At 45.8% G+C, this 21,826-nt stretch carries 22 protein-coding genes; 11 read left to right on the top strand and 11 right to left on the bottom strand.

The annotated features are described in order from the left end of the window. Window positions 1–76 precede the first annotated feature (76 nt). The gene (locus tag AC58UU_RS26630; protein ID WP_497320179.1) at window positions 77–988 is read right to left on the bottom strand and encodes a diguanylate cyclase domain-containing protein; all 912 of its coding nucleotides are present in this window, start codon (window positions 986–988) and stop codon (window positions 77–79) included. Between the two features lie 320 nt (window positions 989–1,308). Here AC58UU_RS26630 and AC58UU_RS26625 point away from each other — a divergent pair, with 320 nt between their 5' ends. After that, on the top strand, window positions 1,309–2,010 hold the full coding sequence (locus AC58UU_RS26625) for a response regulator (RefSeq protein ID WP_056833708.1): 702 nt from the start codon (window positions 1,309–1,311) through the stop codon (window positions 2,008–2,010). Here the strand turns inward: AC58UU_RS26625 and AC58UU_RS26620 are convergent. Then, entirely contained in the window at window positions 2,007–2,744 is a 738-nt protein-coding gene (locus tag AC58UU_RS26620) for a DUF554 domain-containing protein (protein ID WP_497320178.1), read from the bottom strand. The two genes, AC58UU_RS26625 and AC58UU_RS26620, sit on opposite strands and share 4 nt — an antisense overlap. Before the next feature lie 123 nt (window positions 2,745–2,867). Between AC58UU_RS26620 and AC58UU_RS26615 the strand changes: the two genes are divergently transcribed. The 5 genes from AC58UU_RS26615 to AC58UU_RS26595 all read left to right on the top strand — a co-directional run bounded on the left by AC58UU_RS26615 (window position 2,868) and on the right by AC58UU_RS26595 (window position 5,973). Beyond that, window positions 2,868–3,101, top strand: a complete 234-nt coding sequence (locus tag AC58UU_RS26615; protein ID WP_057303652.1) for a hypothetical protein — start codon at window positions 2,868–2,870, stop codon at window positions 3,099–3,101. Window positions 3,102–3,193: 92 nt separating this feature from the next. Then, window positions 3,194–3,835: a thiamine diphosphokinase gene (locus AC58UU_RS26610; RefSeq protein ID WP_497320177.1), complete on the top strand. Its 642-nt coding sequence runs from the start codon at window positions 3,194–3,196 to the stop codon at window positions 3,833–3,835. 108 nt (window positions 3,836–3,943) lie between these two features. Then, window positions 3,944–4,216 carry a response regulator transcription factor gene (locus AC58UU_RS26605; protein WP_497320176.1) on the top strand — a complete coding sequence of 91 codons (273 nt, stop codon included), beginning with the start codon at window positions 3,944–3,946 and terminating at the stop codon, window positions 4,214–4,216. A gap of 158 nt (window positions 4,217–4,374) precedes the next feature. Then, entirely contained in the window at window positions 4,375–5,430 is a 1,056-nt protein-coding gene (locus AC58UU_RS26600) for a polysaccharide deacetylase family protein (RefSeq protein ID WP_497320174.1), read from the top strand. 93 nt (window positions 5,431–5,523) lie between these two features. Then, on the top strand, window positions 5,524–5,973 hold the full coding sequence (locus tag AC58UU_RS26595; protein WP_497320173.1) for a PilZ domain-containing protein: 450 nt from the start codon (window positions 5,524–5,526) through the stop codon (window positions 5,971–5,973). Here AC58UU_RS26595 and AC58UU_RS26590 read toward each other — a convergent pair. From AC58UU_RS26590 to AC58UU_RS26575, 4 genes are all read right to left on the bottom strand, one after another. Then, entirely contained in the window at window positions 5,966–6,457 is a 492-nt protein-coding gene (locus AC58UU_RS26590) for a GAF domain-containing protein (RefSeq protein ID WP_497320172.1), read from the bottom strand. The two genes, AC58UU_RS26595 and AC58UU_RS26590, sit on opposite strands and share 8 nt — an antisense overlap. Before the next feature lie 268 nt (window positions 6,458–6,725). Beyond that, on the bottom strand, window positions 6,726–7,418 hold the full coding sequence (gene araD, locus AC58UU_RS26585) for an L-ribulose-5-phosphate 4-epimerase (protein ID WP_497320171.1): 693 nt from the start codon (window positions 7,416–7,418) through the stop codon (window positions 6,726–6,728). 139 nt (window positions 7,419–7,557) lie between these two features. Beyond that, a complete protein-coding gene (locus AC58UU_RS26580; RefSeq protein WP_497320170.1) occupies window positions 7,558–8,739 on the bottom strand; it encodes an S-layer homology domain-containing protein in 1,182 nt (393 codons plus the stop codon). A 270-nt stretch (window positions 8,740–9,009) separates the two neighbouring features. After that, window positions 9,010–9,540 (bottom strand): hypothetical protein, encoded by a 531-nt coding sequence (locus tag AC58UU_RS26575; RefSeq protein WP_497320168.1) that lies wholly within the window; start codon window positions 9,538–9,540, stop codon window positions 9,010–9,012. Window positions 9,541–9,844: 304 nt separating this feature from the next. Here AC58UU_RS26575 and AC58UU_RS26570 point away from each other — a divergent pair, with 304 nt between their 5' ends. Together AC58UU_RS26570 and AC58UU_RS26565 are read left to right on the top strand one after the other, a co-directional pair. Beyond that, window positions 9,845–10,411: an RNA polymerase sigma factor gene (locus tag AC58UU_RS26570; protein WP_029196193.1), complete on the top strand. Its 567-nt coding sequence runs from the start codon at window positions 9,845–9,847 to the stop codon at window positions 10,409–10,411. Continuing rightward, on the top strand, window positions 10,398–11,711 hold the full coding sequence (locus tag AC58UU_RS26565; RefSeq protein WP_497320166.1) for a hypothetical protein: 1,314 nt from the start codon (window positions 10,398–10,400) through the stop codon (window positions 11,709–11,711). The genes AC58UU_RS26570 and AC58UU_RS26565 overlap by 14 nt, the downstream gene beginning before the upstream one ends. Before the next feature lie 28 nt (window positions 11,712–11,739). Here AC58UU_RS26565 and AC58UU_RS26560 read toward each other — a convergent pair whose 3' ends face one another. From AC58UU_RS26560 to AC58UU_RS26545, 4 genes are all read right to left on the bottom strand, one after another. Then, a complete protein-coding gene (locus AC58UU_RS26560) occupies window positions 11,740–12,267 on the bottom strand; it encodes a YfiT family bacillithiol transferase (RefSeq protein ID WP_497320379.1) in 528 nt (175 codons plus the stop codon). Between the two features lie 437 nt (window positions 12,268–12,704). Further along, window positions 12,705–14,141, bottom strand: a complete 1,437-nt coding sequence (locus tag AC58UU_RS26555) for an HD domain-containing phosphohydrolase (RefSeq protein ID WP_497320164.1) — start codon at window positions 14,139–14,141, stop codon at window positions 12,705–12,707. A 230-nt stretch (window positions 14,142–14,371) separates the two neighbouring features. After that, complete coding sequence (locus AC58UU_RS26550; protein ID WP_497320162.1) at window positions 14,372–15,817, bottom strand: flotillin family protein; 1,446 nt, start codon at window positions 15,815–15,817, stop codon at window positions 14,372–14,374. Between the two features lie 37 nt (window positions 15,818–15,854). After that, entirely contained in the window at window positions 15,855–16,373 is a 519-nt protein-coding gene (locus tag AC58UU_RS26545) for an NfeD family membrane protein (RefSeq protein WP_497320160.1), read from the bottom strand. A gap of 198 nt (window positions 16,374–16,571) precedes the next feature. Between AC58UU_RS26545 and AC58UU_RS26540 the strand changes: the two genes are divergently transcribed. From AC58UU_RS26540 to AC58UU_RS26530, 3 genes are all read left to right on the top strand, one after another. After that, window positions 16,572–18,137, top strand: a complete 1,566-nt coding sequence (locus AC58UU_RS26540) for a copper amine oxidase N-terminal domain-containing protein (protein ID WP_497320158.1) — start codon at window positions 16,572–16,574, stop codon at window positions 18,135–18,137. 119 nt (window positions 18,138–18,256) lie between these two features. After that, on the top strand, window positions 18,257–18,616 hold the full coding sequence (locus AC58UU_RS26535; RefSeq protein ID WP_497320156.1) for an LSm family protein: 360 nt from the start codon (window positions 18,257–18,259) through the stop codon (window positions 18,614–18,616). Between the two features lie 177 nt (window positions 18,617–18,793). Beyond that, a complete protein-coding gene (locus tag AC58UU_RS26530; protein ID WP_497320154.1) occupies window positions 18,794–20,395 on the top strand; it encodes a copper amine oxidase N-terminal domain-containing protein in 1,602 nt (533 codons plus the stop codon). Between the two features lie 64 nt (window positions 20,396–20,459). Here the strand turns inward: AC58UU_RS26530 and AC58UU_RS26525 are convergent, their stop codons facing one another. Continuing rightward, the gene (locus tag AC58UU_RS26525; RefSeq protein WP_497320152.1) at window positions 20,460–21,815 is read right to left on the bottom strand and encodes an 8-oxoguanine deaminase; all 1,356 of its coding nucleotides are present in this window, start codon (window positions 21,813–21,815) and stop codon (window positions 20,460–20,462) included. Window positions 21,816–21,826: the final 11 nt, after the last annotated feature.

The raw sequence follows: 21,826 nt of genomic DNA, 5'->3' as shown, positions 1-21,826 counted from the left end.
AATCGAATGTGCCATGGTAAATATTGGTGATACCAAAAAACCGTTACTTAGAGCATACAGCTCCGAGTAACGGTTTCTAATAAAACTGGTAGTGGTTACGGCCTTTGCCCTTCACTTTGTATAGAGCAATATCTACTTCTTTCATCATACTAGTCGCATCGCTTTCATCCGAGCGGTACATCGTAATCCCCATACTCACTGTTGCTCGAAACTGCTGCCCCTGTATGTCCCATGGCTGTTCAAAACACTGAATGATGCGCTTAGCGACGCTTTCCACGTGTTCCTTACAATCAACCGCGGGTAATAAAATAGTGAACTCGTCGCCTCCCATGCGGGCGAACATATCAACCTCACGGAGACATCCTTTGATGCGGTGAGTAAAATCCTGCAAGAATGCATCTCCTACATCATGGCCCATCGTATCATTTATCACTTTGAAATCATCTATGTCTAGGTATAAAAGTCCAAACGGTCTCTTCGTTCGATTGGCTTGCAAAAGCATTTGCTGCAGATGCTCCTTAAACATTCGCCGATTAGGCAAACCTGTCAGAGGATCATGAAAAGCCATGGCAATAAGACGGCTCTCTTGATTTTTGCGCAGCGTGATATCCGTTAGAACGAAAGAAATCTCAGCTAGAACACCCTCGTCGTTACGAATTGGAATGGCGGTGCACTCAAACCAGATGATATTCTTACTTGCACTTCTCGCTCGAAATTCTAGCTTACTGCTGCTGCATGTTTGCAAGGTTTTGATAAACATTTTATGTAAATCCATACCATATTCAGAATCGATAAAGTCTACCACTTGCTGAAAGTCACTAGGTATAAATCCTATCACCTCACTAAAACTCTTGGAGGCGTAGGTCAAATTTCCATAAACATCAAATATGCTAAACAGATCCCATGCTTGCTCGATGAATTGGCGTACGAATGTATCCTTCTGTAACGATGAATGTTTGGCAATATCCGACTCAGCCTTATGACTCATTACTTCGCAGCCCCTCTCGTACTTTTTACATAGAGACTTAGGTAGCTTAGCATGGGAACATAAAGATTCAATTAAGTTCAACCAAAATTTTCGTCAATTGAAGTCGAAATATGACTCTTTTTTCATACTTTTCACATGTTCCGGGATTTAGAAGCAGATCAAATTACCTACTTCGGAGTATGAACCGTACCAAATCTCTTTATCTGTCAATAAAAGGATAGAAATATCTAGGAGAATCGTTCTATAATGAAGGTAACATGTTAGAGCGGGAACACCGTTCTTTCTACCAAGCTGTTCCGTTACTGAGGAGGATTTCTAGTATGGCAGGAGAAACTATTTTAGTCGTAGATGACGAGCAAGAAATTGTCCAATTGATTCAACTTTACCTAGCGCGGGAAGGCTATAAAGTCATCAGCGCCAATAACGGTCACGATGTGTTTGAGATCGTGAAGGAACATAAGCCCGATCTTATTATTCTGGACATTCTATTGCCAGGACTTGATGGTATAGAAGTTTGCCGACAGCTTCGCAAAACGAGCAATACGCCGATCCTGTTCATCTCCTGTAAGAGCGAGGATATCGATATTATTCTCGGATTAAGCATGGGTGGCGATGATTATATGACGAAGCCTTTCAGCCCTAGTCAGCTCGTCGCTAGAGTCAAAGCTCATTTACGTCGAAATTCCATTCGAGAGCAGCATCAGGATGATCCCCAGTTGGTGAAATTCCCTGGCCTCGAAATCGATCTGGTTAGCCACATCGTTCGCGTGAATGGACAGACTATATCGTTATCGGCCAAAGAATTCGATTTGCTTTCCTTAATGGCTAAGACGCCTAATCGAGTATACAAAATCGAGCATCTGTTTGAACTTATATGGAGCCTGGATAGCATGGGCGATCCACGAACACTCATTGTACATATTAGTAATCTACGTAAGAAAATTGAATCTAACCCAGCAGAGCCTCGCTACATTATTACGGTTCGTGGTGTCGGATACAAATTTAACGGTTCGGCTGTTTAGAACAGTCGGCTAAACCATACGGTAAAATAATGCTGCAGAGGAACCGCTGCCGCCGCTATGACAAGTGCCGGAAGCATGTTGGCAACATTCATTTTTTTAATTTGGAGAATGTTGAGGCCAACGCCAATCACCAGGACGCCACCCACGGCTGTAATTTGGACGATCATAGCATCTAGAGACGCTTGGCTGAATGCCATGGCTATAAAAGTCGCTGCCAGAGCGATGACCCCTTGCATCACGAACACGGACACCGCCGAGAAAATCACACCTATCCCAAGAGTAGACGCGAAGATAATGGATAAGAACCCGTCCAGCAATGATTTGGTATATAAAATATCATGATTATGCCTAAGGCCGCCATCCAAAGGACCCAGAATAGCCATAGCTCCAATGCAATAAACCAACGTACATGTCACGAAGCCTTGCGAGATACTGCTTGTAGGATGAGCAGAAGAGCCTTTGCGAAGTTTCACCTGCAACCAGTCACCAAGCTGCTCTAGCCTGTACTCGATTCGCAGCAGTTCTCCAATGATACCTCCAATAACCACGCTCATAATAACTAGTACGATTTGATTCGACTTTAATGCCATAGTAATGCCCAGCACAGTAATGGCGAGCCCAAGGCCCTGCATAACTGTGCTTTTTATGCCTTCCGAGATGCGGGGCAGCATCATTCCTAATAATCCCCCAATAATAATGGCGATTGCATTCACAATCGTCCCCCATAAAGCCATGTTGATTCATTCCCTTTCTGCCTTCTAGTCTGTGACAACCTTCTCATTCTACATGATTCCGCTCATAATTTCCTCCATCATTGGAAATGGTATGAATAAGCAACAGGAAAGGAGGAATACAGCATGTCTAATGACAAATCGATGGATCCCATGACTGGCGACACGGTTGAGACGGACGGTATTTATGCCAATGAAGCAGGACGAGAGGTTACGCTCAAGCGCGGCGACGAGTTTCCCGCTGATCTTGTTTTGGGACGAACGACTTGGGAAATGAAGGGCTTCGCCGATGAAGCCGTGATCGATCATGATCAGTCTGAGCTTAACCCTATGCGCAAGCGTGTGGACGCGAGAACCTAATCATAGAACCGGGCTGCGATGAATTGCAGCTCGGTTTTTGCCTGCGTATGATATACTAAGGGGATGATATATCAAGCGTTGGGGGAACAAGCATGAACGGAAAACGAATTATCATTGTAACCGGAGGGACACTCGGGGATTGGGCACTTGGAGACATTCATGAAGATGACGTTCTCGTAGGGTCGGACCGTGGTGCCCTATATCTGATTCAACACGGCTATACGCCGCATATTTCACTCGGTGATTTCGATTCTGTCACTGACGAAGAGTTGAGCCGTATTCGCTCTTCCAGTCTCACTTTCATCGATTGCGATCCGGTCTTCAAGGATTTAACAGACACCGAAATGGCCTTTAACTGGGCACTGGATCAGCAACCTGATCATATCGTCCTGCTTGGCGCGCTAGGCACACGCTTTGATCACTCGTTAGCCAATGTGCATCTGCTACGCAAAGGCACAGAGCAAGGCGTCTCCTGTTCCATTGTGGATGCTAACAACCAAATCATTGCCATTAACCAATCCACTCGTATATTACGGGGGAGCTATACACATATATCGCTGCTGCCGCTTAGTTTGGAAGTAACCGGCATTACGCTGCATGGTTTCCAATATCCGCTTCAGCAAGCAACTCTTCAGATTGGACAGTCCCTTGGAATTAGTAATGTACTTAAGGAATCGGAAGGCCTCATCGAACTCCAAACAGGCTTATTACTTGTTATCCAAAGTAAAGATTAAAGCAAAAAATTTTTAAATTAGACAATCTCATATGAATCCTAGAGGGGATAACTCTGGTACAATGAACTGTACGCCATACATTAATTAAGATATTGAGGTCGTTCAAGCATGCAGCATGTGCAAGAGAATCCGGTAATGAACCTTCATCATAAGAGTGTGCAATCCGTCATAACCCAATTTGCAGCCATACATTTACTTACGAACCGAGAATCCGAAATTATAGGTCTTATCGCGCTCCATGGTTACAGTAACAAAGAAATAGCTGATCACTGCAACATTAGCGAAAAAACAGTTAAAGTCCATATTGATAAAATTATGGATAAAGTCGGAACTCGATCGATGCGCAAGCTTCTAGCTGCCATCATCAGCAACGCGGTTTAACGCACGCGCCAAATACTGCTATTCGAACTGGAGACAGTTTGGATAGCAGTTTTTTATATGAGGGAATCTCTCTAACTGGCTTAACTAGGTATATTTCTCCCAACCTTTGCTTACAAATAGAGTAATAGATTATTCCTCTAGAAATGGTTGGTGTGCCTATGAACTACCAAAGAAAGAGAATCCTTGTTTATTCGGTGCTAGCAGGTCTATTTACTATACTTCTCCTACTCGTGTCCATCAGCCTTGACTCCTCGGGGTATCAATTAGAGGGATCCTCACCAACTCCGGCATTGATCCCTCATCAGGTCGATGCTCAGATCGTCGAATCTCCATCCCAAGCTCCGGTCGAGGACTATACTTTTGTAGAGGACAAACCCGCTCCAAGCTTAGAAATAACACCAGAACCTCCGCTCCAAGAGGAACCTAAATTGCCTGCGGCCTCAACGGTTACTTTGAATACTTACGTCCCCATTCCCGCTTCCCCTTCTGCTTTGGCAGTTAAAGGGGCAGTTCAGTCTTCAACAAGACCAACACCTCTGCCGTCCAAAATCAGCATTCCCGTTCTCAACTACCACAGTGTCACGATTGATCCAGGGAATGTTGTCGTTATTTCCCCAGCCAAGCTTGAAGAGCAGCTGATGTATCTTCACGACCATGGTTACACCCCGGTCTCTCTATCTACTTTTATTAGCCTTATCGAAGGAAAAGACGTCGAGGCGGCTCCAGAGAAACCAGTGCTGCTAACTTTTGACGACGGATACATCGATAATTATGAGCAAGCGATGCCTCTTCTTGCCAAATACTCCTTCCCAGCTACCCTCTTTATATCACCTGGTATGAGCGATCAGGAAGGATACCTGAACTGGGAACAGATCAAGAAACTGCAAGAAGCTGGCTGGGACATTCAACCTCATGGGATGACACACCCTCATCTCCCCCAGCTTTCCGCGGATCAACAAGCCTTCGAAATCTTAGAAGCCAGAAAACAAATCGAGGAAAAGCTCGGAACCAAAGCCGATGTATATTGCTACCCTTATGGCGAATATAACAAAACGACGTTGAAGCTCCTTAAGGATCATGGATTTCGTTATGCATTTACGATAGAACAAGGCAATGCCACAAACCAGCAGTCCCCTTATCTGCTCAAAAGGCTTTTTATTAACGGAGAAGAAGGCCTGAAATCATTCATCCGCAAGCTTTCTGCATACGATTAGGCAGCTTTATTTTCAAATTCATCAAATGAAAGGTAGTTCAAATTAATCATCAATATAGTATAATAGACCTATCAACCATGAGGAGCAGTAAGTATGTCACAAGCAAATAAGCGCTCCAGCTTCCGACTCAACCTTCAAATTCCTTTATCAGCCTTGTTCAAAATCATAGGTATCAAAAACAAGGCAGCTGACACCAAACATTCTAAAATTATGATAAGAGATATAAGCTCAGGCGGTATACGTATTCACACCCCATTGAATCTTCCTATCGATATGAGCTTGCTGCTGGAATTCACTTTTCATCTTTTTCATCAAGAGATCAAAGTATTAGGTGTCCTCACACGAAAAACGATGCTGAAGCCATCCCTCTATGAATACGGGATCGAATTCAGCATCGCAGATCCAATTATGGAACAGCAGCTTACCAGTCATCTGATCTTATTAGGTGCTCGGTTAAAACATAACAACATGCTGGCCAGCTGCAGCTTCTGTTCCGATGAAGATATGGCAGATATTTTCTCTGCCACCTATGAGATTACATAGCAGCTGCAAGCTTCTGTACAAATTGTTCCAAGTACTGCTGATCGATGTCATCAAATCGGCTCTTGATAGGACTATCAATATCCAGCACCCCGATAAGCTCGTTTCCTACAAGGATCGGTACCACGATCTCCGATTGTGATGCCGCATCGCAGGCAATGTGACCTGGAAATGCATGCACATCTGGAACAAGTACCGTTTCCCGACGTTCAGCCGATGTACCGCAAACACCTTTACCCAGTGGAATCCGTACACAAGCCGGAAGTCCTTGGAACGGCCCCAGTACGAGCTCCTTCTTGTCACTTGTCTCATCTAACAAATAAAAACCTACCCAATTCACATCGCTCAGAAACTGCCCCAGCAGCGCAGCGGCGTTAGCCAAATTCGCAATGCGATTCGGTTCATCATGTATCAAAGCTTCAACTTGCTGAATCAGCAAGGCATAATTATGTTCTCTTGTTCCCTCATAACTTGATTTCGCAAACATCTCTCATCATCCCTCTTCCCCAAATCATTCCTACCTGCTTATCATACCAAAAGATAACCTTCCTACCCAAATGCAAAAAAAGGGCGAATCGGTATCCACCGTTGCCATATGTTCGGAAATCGACTTCCCAACTTATAAAACCTAACCTCGCCTCGGTTTCCGCGCTTTCAAAGCAAAAAAGACAGTTGGCATAGAGCCCAACTGCCCTTTTCTTAATGATGTATACTTCCTCCCCACACGTCCCCAAAGGACGCGGAGTCGTTTATCCTTACTGCCCGTAATACGCGTTCGCTCCGTGTTTTCTCAGGAAGTGCCGATCCAGCAGCGTTTGGTCCATTTGCTCTACCGATGGGTTTAAATTGTAAGTACGGTAGGCAATCTTCGCTACCTCTTCCAGTACAACTGCATTATGAACCGCATTGTGAGGATCCTTGCCCCAACTGAAAGGTGCATGGCAATTCACCAACACGCTTGGGACCATCGCCGGATTCAATTTCAATTCCTTGAACGTCTCGATAATGACATTTCCCGTTTCCAGCTCGTAGGCTCCATTAATCTCAGTCTCTGTCATTAGACGTGTGCATGGCACTCCCCCGTAGAAATAATCCGCATGTGTTGTACCAAGTGCAGGTATGCCTCTTCCTGCCTGTGCCCAGCTTGTTGCCCAAGCTGAATGTGTGTGAACTATACCGCCAATTGTAGGGAAAGAACGGTATAGCGCAAGATGTGTCGGTGTATCCGAGGAAGGCTTCAGCTTGCCTTCAACGATTTTCCCTTCCAGATCAACGACAACGAGGTCTTCCGCTCTTAACTCCTCATAAGGTACGCCACTAGGCTTAATCACAACAAGGCCTCGCTCACGATCAATCCCGCTAACATTGCCCCAGGTAAATGTGACAAGCCGATATTTTGGCAAATCCAAATTGGCTTCCAACACCGCACGCTTCAAGTTCTCTAGCACCTGATATCAACACCTTCCGATAAAATGTATATATGATTTCATATTATACACTTGTACGTACATGTAATCTAGATATCGGTGATATAAAGTTTTTTACGGTTACTTGTATGTACAGCTTGTACACACGTTTTATGTATATCTAGGAATGAATAATTGAAAAAATGATCGTTTTCCCATCCGCTTCTAACCGTGTTTCAACAGAGTAGCTGCCGATTTGTTTCGTTGTAGTTTCGAGAACACCCTTAGCCGCTGCACGTTCACAAGCGTCAGTAAACTGGCGATAGAAGATGTCTGCGTCATAGCCAAAAAGGAAATCCGTGAATTTCCGGATGCTCTCCGTATTGCGGGCTAGTGTCCCGTTTTCTAGGTGAACAGTCACACCGTAGGTCGTAAACTGTGGATCTAACCATAAGGACACTTCATTGCTATTGCGCACCTCGGTGGTCGCACCGCTCATGGCCAACCCTTTAGCCTCGGCATCTCGGAATAGTCGCAGCGTTGTTTCTTCAAGGTCGTAATTCGAACCTCGCAGCTTGCCCGCTTCCTCCATTACATCGTAGGCTTGCAGCATTCGCTGATCGGGGAATATCAGCTTCTTATAGCTGCCATCCTTCGTAGGTACGACTTTGATGAACGCTTCACTTCCGCTGTTCACACTGATGCGCTTCGACTTCGTCTGTAAACGAGCAATGATTTGAAGTGCTTCAGCTCGGGTAACCGTTCGTCCAACGCCGAAGTAACCGTTGGGGTAGCCTTCCATGATTCCCTTCGTCATGGCCTCGCCAATGAATTTCTGCTGTCTGGCCGTCGCACTTTGAAGATCACCGAATTGTGAAGCTGCTTTGAGACTGTACACTTCGTCTTCCAAATACTCCGTTTCCTTGAGTAAATAGTACAGAATTTCGGCTACATCTTCGCGTTTTAGCATCGCCTTGTAGTCACTGAACTGACCTTTGCTTATAAAATGAAGATCACTAGCCAAATCCAAATAAGGCTTTGCCCAATAACCGACTGTGTTAGGTTTGAACGTGAAATCCCGATAATCCTGCTGCAAAATACTTTGGTTGCTCGCGCTAAGCGTTTGCATAAAGCTCGATTTCCATTTACGCTCACCATTCGGATATTTATCTGTAAAAGCGAGCAAGACAATTTTCACAAATTGATCAGCAGTCACAGAATCATCTGGTCGAAAAGTCCCATCAGGAAAGCCGTCTAGTAACCCCTGCTGCACCATCTGATTAATCGTCTGCTCCGCCCAATGGCCTCGAACGTCCGTCATACCGGCCGCTTCACTCTTCCCTTGTACGACACCTATTGTCATTACGCAACATACCGTTGCAATTGTAAGCCATTTATTGAGCTGTAACATCTTATTACTCTCCGCTTCTCCATGAGTTTTTGGCATCGTTTACACCAGTCTTTAGGATAAGCCTTCTACAATGCTTTGAGAACAGGCTTAAAGCCTAGTGATCCAAGTGGCCAAGAACTATCCACCATGGGACTATAGCCATAGGAATGGGTACAAAAAAGGACCGTGCTTTCTACACATGTAGAAAATACAGTCCCTACTTTCCAATGAAAAACGGCTTATTTAGCCGATCTTTTTCCCAGCACCCACGGTTATAACTGAATTATAGTAGCGCAGCCAATCTGTTATGTATAACATTTTGGTCAGGAAGTCTGGCGCATTTCCCTGCAAACTCGCATACTTTTCCTGCTGCAGCAGTTGATGCATCTCCCAGCTTTTCTGAAATATAGCTTTAATGAAAGCTTCCTCCGTTTGCGGCTTATGTAGATCCGTTCCGCGCGAGAGTTCGATTTCCTCGATAATAACGCCTCGATAGTAGGGATGTACGTTCACTAGTTGCCCCGTATCAATGTAAGCGAGACCTGTAAATTCGAAAGGCAGCCAAATTAAATTCGTCTTCCTGTCTTCCAGTTTAACTGTATAAACTAAGCCCAAGTTCAGAGCAATCGGCTGCGGAAAGTTTTTAATTTGTCCAGACCGCAAATGATCCACTATATGCTCAACGAAATTCATGGTGTTCTCCCTCTCCGAAGGACCTGATCTTTCATCCAGTGTCCTTTCTTCATATTGCGTGTTAAGGCCTTCTATTGTCAAGACACATCATGAACGAGTTTACTTTCTCGGCCTCTTTAATCATGTAGGTGCTAACACTTTCTACCATTTAAAATGTCTTCTTGTTCTCTTGGTATTTCTGAATACTCTCTTTATTGTTGTCTCTCTTCGATTCTCTCCCTTGAAGCAAATCTCCTCCAGATTTCGAGCTATAGCTATTTTTCAAATTACACGTAGAAGTCCGACTCATCTGCCAGTTCACTTTCGAACCCTATAAAGTATGATTTTTTTTATAAAAATGCGAACTTTTTTGTACTTGTAACGTCTAATTCAGAGAGGTGAGAGAATGGAGACGACCGGTGTCCATGTATTTGATTACTTAAAGTACGTATCTGAAACAACGGATCAGAAAGTGATCCTTCGCAATATAATGGAAACTTATGGGAATGATGTATGGAATTATGCGTTTAGCATTTGTCGTAATTCAGATTTAGCTGATGACATTACGCAGGATGCTTTCTTGAAAGTATATCGCAATCTTACTACATTCCGCGGTGAAGCTTCGGTCAAAACCTGGCTGCTTACCATTACACGTAATACCGCTTATGACTACCTACGTAAAGCATTTTGGCGCAAAGTTACACTTGTTGGCTTCATTCAATCTGCTGGCACATCACAATCGGCAGAAACAGAAGCGATGGAGAAATTATATGCTAGTGATATATGGAAAAAAGTGATTTCTCTGTCTCCAAAATACAGAGAAATCTTAATTTTGCATGCCCATTATCAGCTCTCAACGAAAGAAATGGCTGCCATCCTTAACATCTCGGAGGGAACCGTTAAATCCCGACTTCACCACGCCAGACTCAAGGTGATCAGTTTGAAGGAGCGTGAAGCGCTTGAAAACTCCTGATCCGGATGATTTACATAAGCAATTGGAATCAGGACCGCTTAAGCAATCTGGCTTCACTTCCAAGCTTCAAGGCGAGATCGAGGAAGCCATTGAGCGGAAGGAAAGAGCGAAACCGAAGGTAAAGCCCCTACTCTGTTTCGCCGGAATCGGTGCAATAGCTGCAGCGTTACTGCTCTTTCCATGGCGTACAATCCATACGCAAAGTGACGCAGCTCCTCCAATGGATGCTTCTGTTACGACTGCGGCGTCCACTAGTTCGTCCCCTGCCCCAATAAGCACCGCACTGCTTATTGGGCTAAGGACCGAGCGTGAATCTAACAATACAGAGGCGCAGCATGCTTTAGGACCCATTCGTTATAGTACTTATCGAACAATGCTTATAGCGCCGGTTCGCGGCCAACTGCAGAAGACGTCCGAGGGCACTGGAATTCTCATGCCTTATAAGCAAAATTTTTGGAAAATCGATTCCTTGGTTCATAAAACGAAAACAGATGAGTTCCACTATTTATCTGCTCATCTAGCTGATCAGCCCGTGAAGCCAGAAGTATTCCCCGATCAAGCGGACGAACAGTTAAATCGCGTGGAGACCCTGTTATTTGCTGGGAATCAATATGTTTCCATCGCTGAATCGGAGGAGGCTTGGCGAGGTAATGCCCCTTATCAAGCGGAACGCATCTGGGTTCGTACCCTCCCTCAATTAAAAGAAGGGCATACTGTGCAGTTCTATAACAAACCGGTGGACAAGAACCACGTTTCGATCACCGATTTATATGGCAGCAGTAGCAGCATTCTTACAAATGTACCGAGCAGCTCTACCAAATTGCTTGGTGAGATTACAGGCCAAAGCTGGACCGTCCAGCGTGAACCAGGCCGCTGGGTCGGCAAGGTCGCTGAGACACCGCGAATTAATGCAGCGACGCCTGATAGCTACGTTCTGCACGACTTCCCGCGCGAGCTGCCTGATAAAGTCATCAATCATGATGATCTTTGCTGCTCATGGAGCGCTATTCAGTCCTCGTGGCCGTTAGCAACCGATGCATTAACATCGCCGATGAATGATATGATCGTGATTTTCGAGAACGGCAAGCTCAAGTTCTACCCTTACGGGCAGGCGCCGGGGAATGATCCACAACTAACCTTGGACCTCCAACCGGGCGAGAAACTCGTTATGGCGCAGTGGGCAACCGATCACTACGTACAAGAGTGGATCGATAAAGTCGGCCGCTATTTGAATGATGGTCAGGCTGAATCGAGCATCAGTGACGAAATGGATAATGGTAGAGTTGAAAAAACCCGCTAAGTCCTGTGACTTAACGGGTTTTCGTTGCTTACCAGCCCCTGCGAGCGCGCAAGCTCGTGATGTGGGCAATATGATGATTACCATGCCATGCGTAATTGCCAACGTTCCAATCCAGTCGAATCGTATCCCCAGATTCTGGATGTACAAATGCACGCGCAAACTGCTCATGCTGCATGGCTCGCAGAACAATCATCCAGCGGCTGTGCAAAGCGTCAAGTAAGGTAAGCGATAACTCTATCGGAGCAGACTTGCCATCGCTGAGCTCAGCCCAGCGATCCTCGTAGTACGGTCTGATCGTCGGCTCTTCCTCCGTCAGCGCCAGCTTAAACCTTGTGTAGCTGTTCATATGGCTGTCTGCGACGTGATGCACGACTTGTCGCAGCGTCCACCCTCCTGGGCGATAAGGCGTATCTAGCTGCTCGTCAGACAGCCCAGCAACCGCGTCACGCAGCCTACTTGGCGTCGACTCGATGTCAGCCATCCACTCTTGCAACTGCTCCCGTGAAATTTCTCCTTCGTGTGCAAACATTCCAATAGGGTAGCGTAACTCATCCATAATAACCAGACCTCCAGCATCTTTTTCTCTATTATAGCGGAGTTTTGCTAGACTGCCCACGATGTTGAAGTAAAGCGCTACAAAGCGTCGGATACGCTCTCTCCACCACCCATCGGCTACATTAACGCTACAAAACATCGCTAACTCACCAGCTAGCTAGTCAACTCTCACTTTAGCGATGTAAAACATCACTAAAGTCGCCGGACGCCCTCTTTCCACCACCCATCGGCTACATTAACGCTACAAAACATCGCTAACTCACCAGCTAGCTAGTCAACTCTCACTTTAGCGATGTAAAACATCACTAAAGTCGCCAAACTCCCCTTCTCTCTCACTCGCCATCTACTTCAACTCAACTTCCTCACCACAATCCAACAATAAAAAAAGGCCTCACACCTCGCAATTCCTGCGGCTGTAGGACCCTTCCTTCATACATTTTAAACCTTATAAACATCAATGAACCTTTGAGCGAACCGGGAATCCCACTGGGTTCCCTTTCCCTCAGCGAGAATGGCGAGTGCCTTCTCGATCGGCATCCCTTTCCGATAGGGACGATCGGAGGTCATGGCATCGAAGGCATCGGCTACCGCAATGATGCGGCCGAATTCAGGGATATCCAGGCCCTTCAGGCCATCCGGATACCCGCCGCCATCATAGCGCTCATGATGAGAGCGCACGCCTGGAAGCAGGGGCGCCATAGCCTCAGCAGGCTCGATTTGCTTCAAAATCGATTCGCCAAGCACGGGGTGCAGCTTGATTTGCTCGAACTCCTCGTCGGTGAGCCGACTTTCCTTCAGCAGCACATCGTCGCGCACACCAATTTTGCCGATATCATGTAGCAAGGCGGTCTTGTTTAAAAGATCGAGCTCCTGCTCGTTCAAATCTACAGCTCGTCCAATCAACATGGAATACTTGGCCACACGCGTCGAATGACCTGCTGTATAAGCATCCCGAGCATCGAGTGCAGCAGCTAATGTGGAATAATAGCTCTGCAGCAGTTGGTTGTTCATCTGTTCACGCGTTTCAAGACCCTTAACCATGTGGTTGAAGCCAGCAACAAGCCGCGAAAATTCATCTGAATATAAGTCTGAGGCTCTTACCTGCAGATCGCCGGATTGGACTTCTTTCATTGCCCTATATAAATCTCCAATTGGCTGCTGGATGTCTCTTGCCAGCATTCGCGCCCCTAAAGAGGAAAAGCCGACGCCAAGCAGTAGAATGATACCCGCCCATTTCCAATAATCGACCGTCATATCCGAGGACTGCGAAATCAAACGAATTTGAGTTGCTAGACTAAACAGAAAGAGCGGCATAGTTCCAATTAGGAAAGCGCTAAGCTGAAACTTTCGTTGAATCGAAACGATGACACGTCCATCCAAGGAAACATCTTCACCGTATATGCGCCTTCCCAATTCCCGAATATGTATGAGCACCGGCCTGATGGCCTGAGCTGTCGTGAAGAACTCTAGTAACGCATGCATGCTAGCCACAAGAACTGCGCCAATACCGGCAAGTCCAATGTAAAAAACCGGAAGAGATAACCAACCTCTCGCAATCCCGATGCTAGCCATCGTCATAGCAGGGATCGATAAGCCAAGAAAGTGCGGTCCCATGATCCGCATCACCGAAAGCGCCGGAAACCGATGCGTTTGTAGATAGGCTTCTCGGATGGTTGCTAGATCTGGAGTCTCCTGCTCCAGCATCTCGCGAATCGGCTTCATGTGCCTACGAAACACCGCGATTTCAGCAAGCATCATCACGCATAGCGAGGTGACCATAATGATGAATACGCGAACCATTTCCGCATTCGAAATCGTTAGTGTTGTAGGAATGATGACTCCACCTACCACAATAACAGCGATCCCAGAGCCCATTATATAATTTAGTAATAAATTCCTTAGAAACTTTCTGTATATCTCCACGATGTAGGATCCTCATCTCTTTGAAGCTATCAATCATTGCACTGAAATCTAGTGTTTTTCTAATTGTATAGCAATTCAACCATTTGCGCTTTAAATCTAAACCATTCTTAACAAAAAAAATCCTCAGCCCGGAAGCTGAGGACTTGCTCATTTACATTGCTCATTTACATGGTTCATTCACGTTATTCCGATTCCTTATTCTTAATAAGTTCATTATCCTTACCTAGAAATGCACGCGCAAGATCTGTCACGCTTTTGCCTGTTAGTGTCTGTGTAATTTCCGGCACTTGCGCGATCATTTTGGCAATATCGCCTGTAATCCGATTCACGCCTGAGGTCGTTCCATCTTGTGAAATCACCGTAATTTTATCTACATTGCTCAGCGGAGCCGCAATTTTCTCAGCCAATTCCGGCAGTATCCGAAGAATCTCCACCGTAACCGCCGCCTGCGTATACTGCTTGTAAGCCTCCGCTTTCTTCTCCAGCGCTTCAGCCTCCGCAAGCCCCGCCAAGCGGACGACTTCCGCATTCGCTTTCCCTTTCGCGAGCTCCGCTTCGGCCGTCGCTTCGCCGCGTTTTCTCGTCGACTCGGCATCCGCCTCCGCTTCGAGAATTTGCCTCTGTTTATTGACTTCGGCGCGCATAATGGCAGCTAGCTTCTCCGCCTCAGCCGGCTTAATGACCGACGCTTCGAGCTCTTTCTCCTTCAGCTCGACTTCAATCTGGCGAACGGTCTTGTTCGCCTCCGCTTCCATCTGTCTGATCTTCACCTGTTCAGTCACGAGCGACTGTTGAATCTGCTTCTGCTTCAACTCATAAGCCAAATCCGCTTCAGCCTGCCGGCTTGTCGTTTCTTGCTTGAACTCCGCTTCCTTCATGCTTAGCTCTTTGCGATACTGCGCTTCCTTCGCCGAAGCGGCGCTCTCCGCTTCAATTTTTAACTGATGGGCTTCCGCTCGACGAATCGCGGATTCCTTCTCCGTATCTGCCTGACGAATTTGGATATCCCGTTCCACTTCAGCTCTGGCAATACTAGCACTTTTGCGGATACGTTCCACTTCTGGTACGCCCAGATTCTCAATGTATCCTTGATCATCGGCCACTCGTTTGAGCACAAAGGAGATAAGGCTCAGCCCCATTTTATCCAAATCCTCAGAGCACGTTTCCCTCATCTTGCTGTTAAGTTCATCCGGATTCTTGAGAATAGATTCAACCGGCAGCTGCCCAACCAACCCACGAAGATGCCCTTCTACAGAATGCAAAATCATCATTTCCCGCTCTAAAAGTGTGTGGTCAAGAAACTGCTCCGAGGCTGTGCCAATCGCAATTGGATCACTTTGAATCTTGATCTGAGCCACCGCCTCAATCTTGAGCCGTATCCCCTGTTGGGAAAACATAGGTTGATCCGGCTTCACATCGAAGCTCATGAGCATCATGGAGATTGTTTTATAGCTTTGAAAACCAGGGATGACGAACGTCCCTCCGCCTTGAACGACCCTTTTACCACCTAAACCATACACAATCATCGCTTCATTCGGCGGTACTTTCTTGTACGCTCTCACAATGGAAGCCAGTAAGATGAAAACGACAACAACAATCGCAACAACCGTATACAAAATCCCCAACATAAACGCATAACCTCCCAGTAGTTAATTGCAGCTGCTATTATTGGTTAAACCTCGTTACCGTCGCAATCCCTTTATTCATGTGCAAAACGACGACCTTCGTCCCCTTCGGAATGGACTCCCCATTCTCAGAACGAACACTGATGGAACGCGTAGTGCCATGCATCACAAACATCATTTCGCCCGTACCCTTCCCATTAATCGGCACAGACAGCTTTCCTAACTGACCACTCAGATCAAAATCGCTCTCTTTCATGCTGTGGTCATGCTTATAAATAACTTTGGCGTAGAGAAGGAAGAAGAGCCATCCTACGAAGAGACCGGCACCGATTGCGATAAGCAGAATAAGTAAACTACTTGTCATCCCAACTTGATTCAGCATATACCCAATGCCGCCAAACACCGTCAAACTAGCTAAAATGGAAGATAAGTTAAAAAAAGACGGTCCACCATGGGCATGGGTAGCCCCGTTTTCCGCATGAAACTCACCGCCAAAAAACGTAACAAGTACCGTGAGTACAAGGCCTACAAAGAAACATATGGCAAACAACGTCATCATAGACAATTACCTCCTAAGAGTTTTGCTTTAGCAAATTTACCTTGTACGCAGTATGCCTTATAAATATAGACGAATTTGGTAATAAAAGGTTTCGTTCAAAAAAATTTACTCCTAACAGCGAATCCTTCGTCTTTATTTCGCGTATAATCATTGAACGTCTTTTACTATTTCTATTAAACCTAAGGAGTAGATTATCACATGTACAAAAAGAAATTGACTTGGTGGATCTCCGCCGCAATGGTTTTAATGATGTTAACTTTATCAGGCTGCCAGGCTGTGCAAGGATTAGACCTTGCTGGGGCGATTCAGAATGACTGGGCCGTGAAGTCCTCAGAATCCAAAGGCACCCTGCAGCTCGAGTTTGTGCCCGGCGACACTTCTAAGCTATCCGCTGAGGAGCAGAAGGCACTAACCGCTCTGCAAAACGTGAAAATCGAACTCACCAATGTGAAAACTCAAGATGCACAGCACCTTTCGGCAGATGGTACGATTACATACAGTAAAGGCACAATTCCTTTCAAACTTGCAACTGAGGGCACCAAGTTCATTTTGAGTGTCGAGGGCGCGAAGAAACCGATTGTTCTCGATGTCTTAGGAGGTTCTAATTTATCGTTTACGAAACTGTTACCAACAGCTGTGCAGGAACAGTTCGGCAACAAAATTGCAGATATTAAATCTGCGATTATTGGACTTATTTTAGCTAATACGCCTAATCCATCGAACATATCCGTCACACCTGTCACGGACAAAGTGAATGGCGAGTCCCTCTCTTTGCAAAAAGCGCATATCGAGCTTAGCGGCACGGAACTGGCTTCCCTTCTCAAAAAGCTGCTGAGTAATGTTCTCGCTGATGAAGCTGGATTGAAAGAACTGATTAGCCAATTGTACGATGCCCTCTCACCCATTATTGAGGAGCAAATCAAGGGCGGATCAACCGACTTTTCTCTAAAGATTTTAAGTAATAAACAGTTAGCTGTTGGACTTGTCTATCCACCTGTTCAAGATTTCCTGAAGAAAACAGCTGCGTCCTTGGATAAAATGATTGCTGGAGATGCTTCCAACGAGCCGGGCATTCTGCCGGTTCAGGATTTATTTAACAGTAAATCAACCCTTCAAGCAGATATCTACACAGACGCTGATAAGCAAGTTCGCAAGCAAAGCCTTGCGTTGAATGTTCCTCTTACGAATACGAACTCAGGCGTTGCTGCACTCAAGCTGTCTTACGTAGGTGAGACGTGGAATATCAATAAACCGGTCACGGCGAATACCATCAACATTTCTGGCGGTGCGCTAAATGTAGGTCTTGAAGCTTCTTCTATCTACAGCTTATTGAATAACCTAGATAAGCAGTCTCTCATTTACAAGCTGCTCAAAGATGATTTGAAAGTAACGAAAAAAGAAGTCAATCTGAAGTTGAACGATAGTGCTTCCGGGGCTGAATCCGATACCCCACAGCCTTTTATTAATTCAGATAACAAAACGATGGTGCCTGTGAGATTTATTTCCGAAAAGCTTGGCGCTGAGGTTGGCTGGAACGGAGATCTTCAGCAGGTTACCATCAAAGACCTCTTGTCAGGTGCAACGATCATCCTGAAGCTAGACAGTAAGAACGCAAGCGTGAACGGCGCTTCTATCGAGTTGGAAAGCGCGGCTACGCTCCATAACGGATCCACTTTCGTGCCGATTCGATTCATCGTGGAGCAGCTTGGAGGCAAAGTCTCCTTCAATGACGATACGCGCGTAGTTACGATTAAACGCGACTAACCTGTTGAATTGACACGAGTTGGCGATACACCTTTTTTGGGCGGCTGAATAGTCTAGTAGTGAACCTAGGCAAAAAGCCTGCTGCTAAGCGCAGCCGCACGAAAAAGGAGCGAAACCGTATGTATACGAATCCATCGCAACACCCTGTTCATCCTGTTCACCCTGTACATCCCGGTCATCACGGGCCTCATGTTCTTTTCCAGGCAGATCAAAATTGGCAGCACATGTTAAGGCAGAAAAGAGATACGATTGTAGGTGCACTCCACCCTCATATCGGTCGTACTATTCGTGTCACAACGTTAGAAGGACATACGTATGAAGGTGTTTTGGTTAACGTGGATGGACACCATGCATACCTTCAAGTAAATCCGCATGGGCATCCTCATGGTCAGCATAGACCCATCTATACGCCAGCTCAATACAACCAAATCATAACGCTTGTGCTCTTCGAACTATTGGTGATTTTACTGCTAGCTTAAGACAAAGCTCGTTCTCATCAGGTCATTGAGACCTTTGAGAAACGAGCTTTTCTATTAGGTGCACGTAACGACATTGTTAAATTTTTCTAATACAAGCGCATCTTTCCCTCTTTTTGTGCGTATAATCTATCACTGCTATTTTTTACTAGCTATTATATCTAAGGAGTAGATTTGTAGATGCAAAGAAAGAGATTTACTTGGTGGATTTCCACTGCATTAGTTATTATGCTTTTGGCGTTAACGGGGTGTCAGGCTGTTCAAGGGTTAGATTTGGAGCAAGCTATTCAAAATAGTGCCAGCATTCAATCCGCCGAATCCAAAGGCTCGCTTCAAATGGACATCATCACAGGTAACACCGATGGCTTGCCCGCTGACGAGAAACGGATGATTGACGTCTTGAATCATGTGAAATTAGAGCTGAAGAGCGTTAAAATGCAAGATAAGCAGCACATCACTGTAGATGGTGCACTTACTTTTTACAGCAAGGGATCTATCCCCTTCCAGCTCAATTTAAATGGGACCAAATTCACTATATATATCGAAGGTGCTAAGAAACCACTTTTCTTTGATCTGATGGCAGCGCAAGCTGGCTTAGCTGGTTCGTCTTCTGCAGCGCTATCATCGGATATGCAGCAGCAGCTTCTCAAGAAAGCAGAAGAATTATGGCCTTCATTGCTCAAATTCTTCTTAACCAATGCTCCCAATCCGGAACATTTCGCCGTTTCTTCCGTGTCCGAGCCTGTGAATAGTGAACCACTTTCCATGCAAAAGGCCCACATAGAGATTAAAGGCAATGAGCTCGTAGGCCTTCTGAAAGCATTCCTAACGAACATCCTCGCTGATGAAAAGGGAATGAAGGAATTGATTGGTCAGCTCTATGATGCATTGGTGCCTATTATTAAAGAAGAAATGAAAGCTTCCCCTTCTAAGAGTGGGTTAAGTTCTGAATTACCAGACCTTATGATGGCTTACCTTGATAACAAGACGTTAGCTGTTGAGTTTGTTTATACAACCATTCAGCAATTTCTTCGGAAAGCTCTCAACGAGTGGGATAAGAACATGCAGGACACACTTTCTTCTGTATCCGACTCCCAAGTGAAGGCATTACTGAGTGATAAAACCGTACTTAAGACAGACTTCTTCATCGATAACGATAAACAGATTCGTAAAATAAATGCAGAGCTTACACTCCCCATCACAGAGGTTAGTGCCGGAGTCAGTGCGCTTAAATTTACATACACCAGTGAAATATGGAATATTAATAAGCCTGTTACAGCTAGTGTCATTGATACCTCTGGAGGGGTATTGAACCTGAGCGAGGTAACAGCCAACAACGATTCCTTCCTAACCTATTTCAATAAAGATTCTAAGTTCTATTCATTTCTGAGAGAAGATTTGAAAATCGCCAAAAAAGACATTCACTTGCTGATGAGTCAGGACGATGACGACTACGAGTTCGATTCCTCCCATCCTTTTATCAATGAGGATCAAGTGTCCATGGTGCCCGTTCGATTCATTTCGGAGAGACTGGGGGCTGAAGTGAAGTGGAACGCAGCCTCAAATCAAATCACAGTGAAAGATCAACTTAACGACAAGACGATTATTCTGACCCTTAACAGTAAAACAACGAGTGTTAACGGATCATCTGTTCAATTGGACAGCGCCCCGATCCTGAAGAATGGCTCCACTTTCGTACCGCTTCGTTTTATCGCCGAGCAGCTTGGCTGTAAGGTTGGTTTCGACAATAAAACGGGTAGTGTAACCATTACAAGAGAATAGCCTGCTCCTGAAGCCAAAAGCTCGCCCTCATCGGTCTATATGACCAGTGTGGAGCGAGCTTTTCTCATTGCTGAATGAATCTTTCGAACGAATCCTGACATTCTCTAGCTAATTTCTCCTCATCAGCTCCAACCAGTCTGCCGTTCTCGACAACAACCTTCCCATTCACAATTGTATAATCTACCGGACGTTTGAGTCCTACCGTACCTAGCCACGACTTTGGATCTGTTAGAGTCCCCACAGCATCAATTTGATCTACACGCACCATGAACAAGTCTGCTGTCTTACCAATCTCAAGCGACCCAATGTCGCTTCTTCCTAATATTTCTGCGCCGCCTCTGGTTGCTACCTTCAAGAGATCATATCCGGTCGGTGCCTGACTGCTAGACTGAAGTCTGTGCAAGAGATACGAGACTCGGAGTTCCTCTAGCAGATTCGAGCCATCGTTTGAGGCGCTCCCATCAACGGCTAAGCCTACGGGAATCCCCATCGCAAGCATTTCGGGAACCCTGGCTATGCCGGACGAAAGCTTCATGTTCGAAATCGGGCAATGCGCGACTCCTGTTTTGGTATGTGCAAGCAACTTCATTTCGTCATCGTTAAAATATATACCATGCGCATACCACACATCGGAGCCTAACCAGCCGAGACTTTCCATGTAGGCCAAAGGCCTCATCCCGAAACGTTCGAGCGTGTAGGCTTCCTCGTTCTTCGTCTCAGCTAGATGCGTGTGCAGCCGCACACCCTTCGACCTGGCGAGCTTTGCCGATTCAAGCATGATATCCGCGGATACGCTGAACGGTGAACACGGAGCGAGCACTACCTGCCGCATTGAACCCGCGCTGGCATCATGGTAGAGATCAATTAGCCTCTCACTATCGACTAGAATCGTATTTATGTCCTGAACAACGCTCATGGGAGGCAGCCCTCCCTGATCCTTGCCCAGCGTCATGGATCCTCTCGAAGCGACGAAACGGATACCAAGGCGCTCCGCGGCTTCGAACTGTTTATCTATAAAATGGGCACTATTTTGCTGTGGAAACACATAATGATGGTCGAAAACTGTCGTACAACCGTTCTTCATCAGATCAGCAATCCCCGTAAGCGAACTATGATACACGGCGTCTAGCGTAATTCCTCTCCAAATTTCGTAGAGATAACGCAGCCAGTCGAATAACTCCAGCTTCTGCACCTGCGGCAGATTGCGTGTGAACGTTTGATATAAATGATGATGTACGTTAATGAGACCGGGATACACGAACATCTGTGAAGCATCAATCACCTGGTCTGCCTCATACAAGTCTTTCCCCATCTTCACTATCCGATTGTCTTCAATCAGGATATTCGCCTGTTCCAGCACACGATCCTCCGCATCCACCGTTATAATTGCTTTTGCACCACGAATCAACAATGAACCCATCCATCTTCCTC

The sequence above is a fragment of the Paenibacillus sp. JT22N1 genome (assembly GCF_059692155.1).
This window is presented reverse-complemented; position numbering and strand designations above follow the sequence as displayed.

Bases quoted from the DNA above. Each gene is read 5' to 3' on its own strand.
- AC58UU_RS26630 (WP_497320179.1), bottom strand. From the start codon at position 988: ATGAGTCATAAGGCTGAGTCGGATATTGCCAAACATTCATCGTTACAG.
- AC58UU_RS26625 (WP_056833708.1), top strand. From the start codon at position 1,309: ATGGCAGGAGAAACTATTTTAGTCGTAGATGACGAGCAAGAAATTGTC.
- AC58UU_RS26620 (WP_497320178.1), bottom strand. From the start codon at position 2,744: ATGGCTTTATGGGGGACGATTGTGAATGCAATCGCCATTATTATTGGG.
- AC58UU_RS26615 (WP_057303652.1), top strand. From the start codon at position 2,868: ATGTCTAATGACAAATCGATGGATCCCATGACTGGCGACACGGTTGAG.
- AC58UU_RS26610 (WP_497320177.1), top strand. From the start codon at position 3,194: ATGAACGGAAAACGAATTATCATTGTAACCGGAGGGACACTCGGGGAT.
- AC58UU_RS26605 (WP_497320176.1), top strand. From the start codon at position 3,944: ATGCAGCATGTGCAAGAGAATCCGGTAATGAACCTTCATCATAAGAGT.
- AC58UU_RS26600 (WP_497320174.1), top strand. From the start codon at position 4,375: ATGAACTACCAAAGAAAGAGAATCCTTGTTTATTCGGTGCTAGCAGGT.
- AC58UU_RS26595 (WP_497320173.1), top strand. From the start codon at position 5,524: ATGTCACAAGCAAATAAGCGCTCCAGCTTCCGACTCAACCTTCAAATT.
- AC58UU_RS26590 (WP_497320172.1), bottom strand. From the start codon at position 6,457: ATGTTTGCGAAATCAAGTTATGAGGGAACAAGAGAACATAATTATGCC.
- AC58UU_RS26580 (WP_497320170.1), bottom strand. From the start codon at position 8,739: ATGACAATAGGTGTCGTACAAGGGAAGAGTGAAGCGGCCGGTATGACG.
- AC58UU_RS26570 (WP_029196193.1), top strand. From the start codon at position 9,845: ATGGAGACGACCGGTGTCCATGTATTTGATTACTTAAAGTACGTATCT.
- AC58UU_RS26560 (WP_497320379.1), bottom strand. From the start codon at position 12,267: ATGGATGAGTTACGCTACCCTATTGGAATGTTTGCACACGAAGGAGAA.
- AC58UU_RS26555 (WP_497320164.1), bottom strand. From the start codon at position 14,141: ATGGGCTCTGGGATCGCTGTTATTGTGGTAGGTGGAGTCATCATTCCT.
- AC58UU_RS26550 (WP_497320162.1), bottom strand. From the start codon at position 15,817: ATGTTGGGGATTTTGTATACGGTTGTTGCGATTGTTGTTGTCGTTTTC.
- AC58UU_RS26545 (WP_497320160.1), bottom strand. From the start codon at position 16,373: ATGATGACGTTGTTTGCCATATGTTTCTTTGTAGGCCTTGTACTCACG.
- AC58UU_RS26540 (WP_497320158.1), top strand. From the start codon at position 16,572: ATGTACAAAAAGAAATTGACTTGGTGGATCTCCGCCGCAATGGTTTTA.
- AC58UU_RS26535 (WP_497320156.1), top strand. From the start codon at position 18,257: ATGTATACGAATCCATCGCAACACCCTGTTCATCCTGTTCACCCTGTA.
- AC58UU_RS26530 (WP_497320154.1), top strand. From the start codon at position 18,794: ATGCAAAGAAAGAGATTTACTTGGTGGATTTCCACTGCATTAGTTATT.
- AC58UU_RS26525 (WP_497320152.1), bottom strand. From the start codon at position 21,815: ATGGGTTCATTGTTGATTCGTGGTGCAAAAGCAATTATAACGGTGGAT.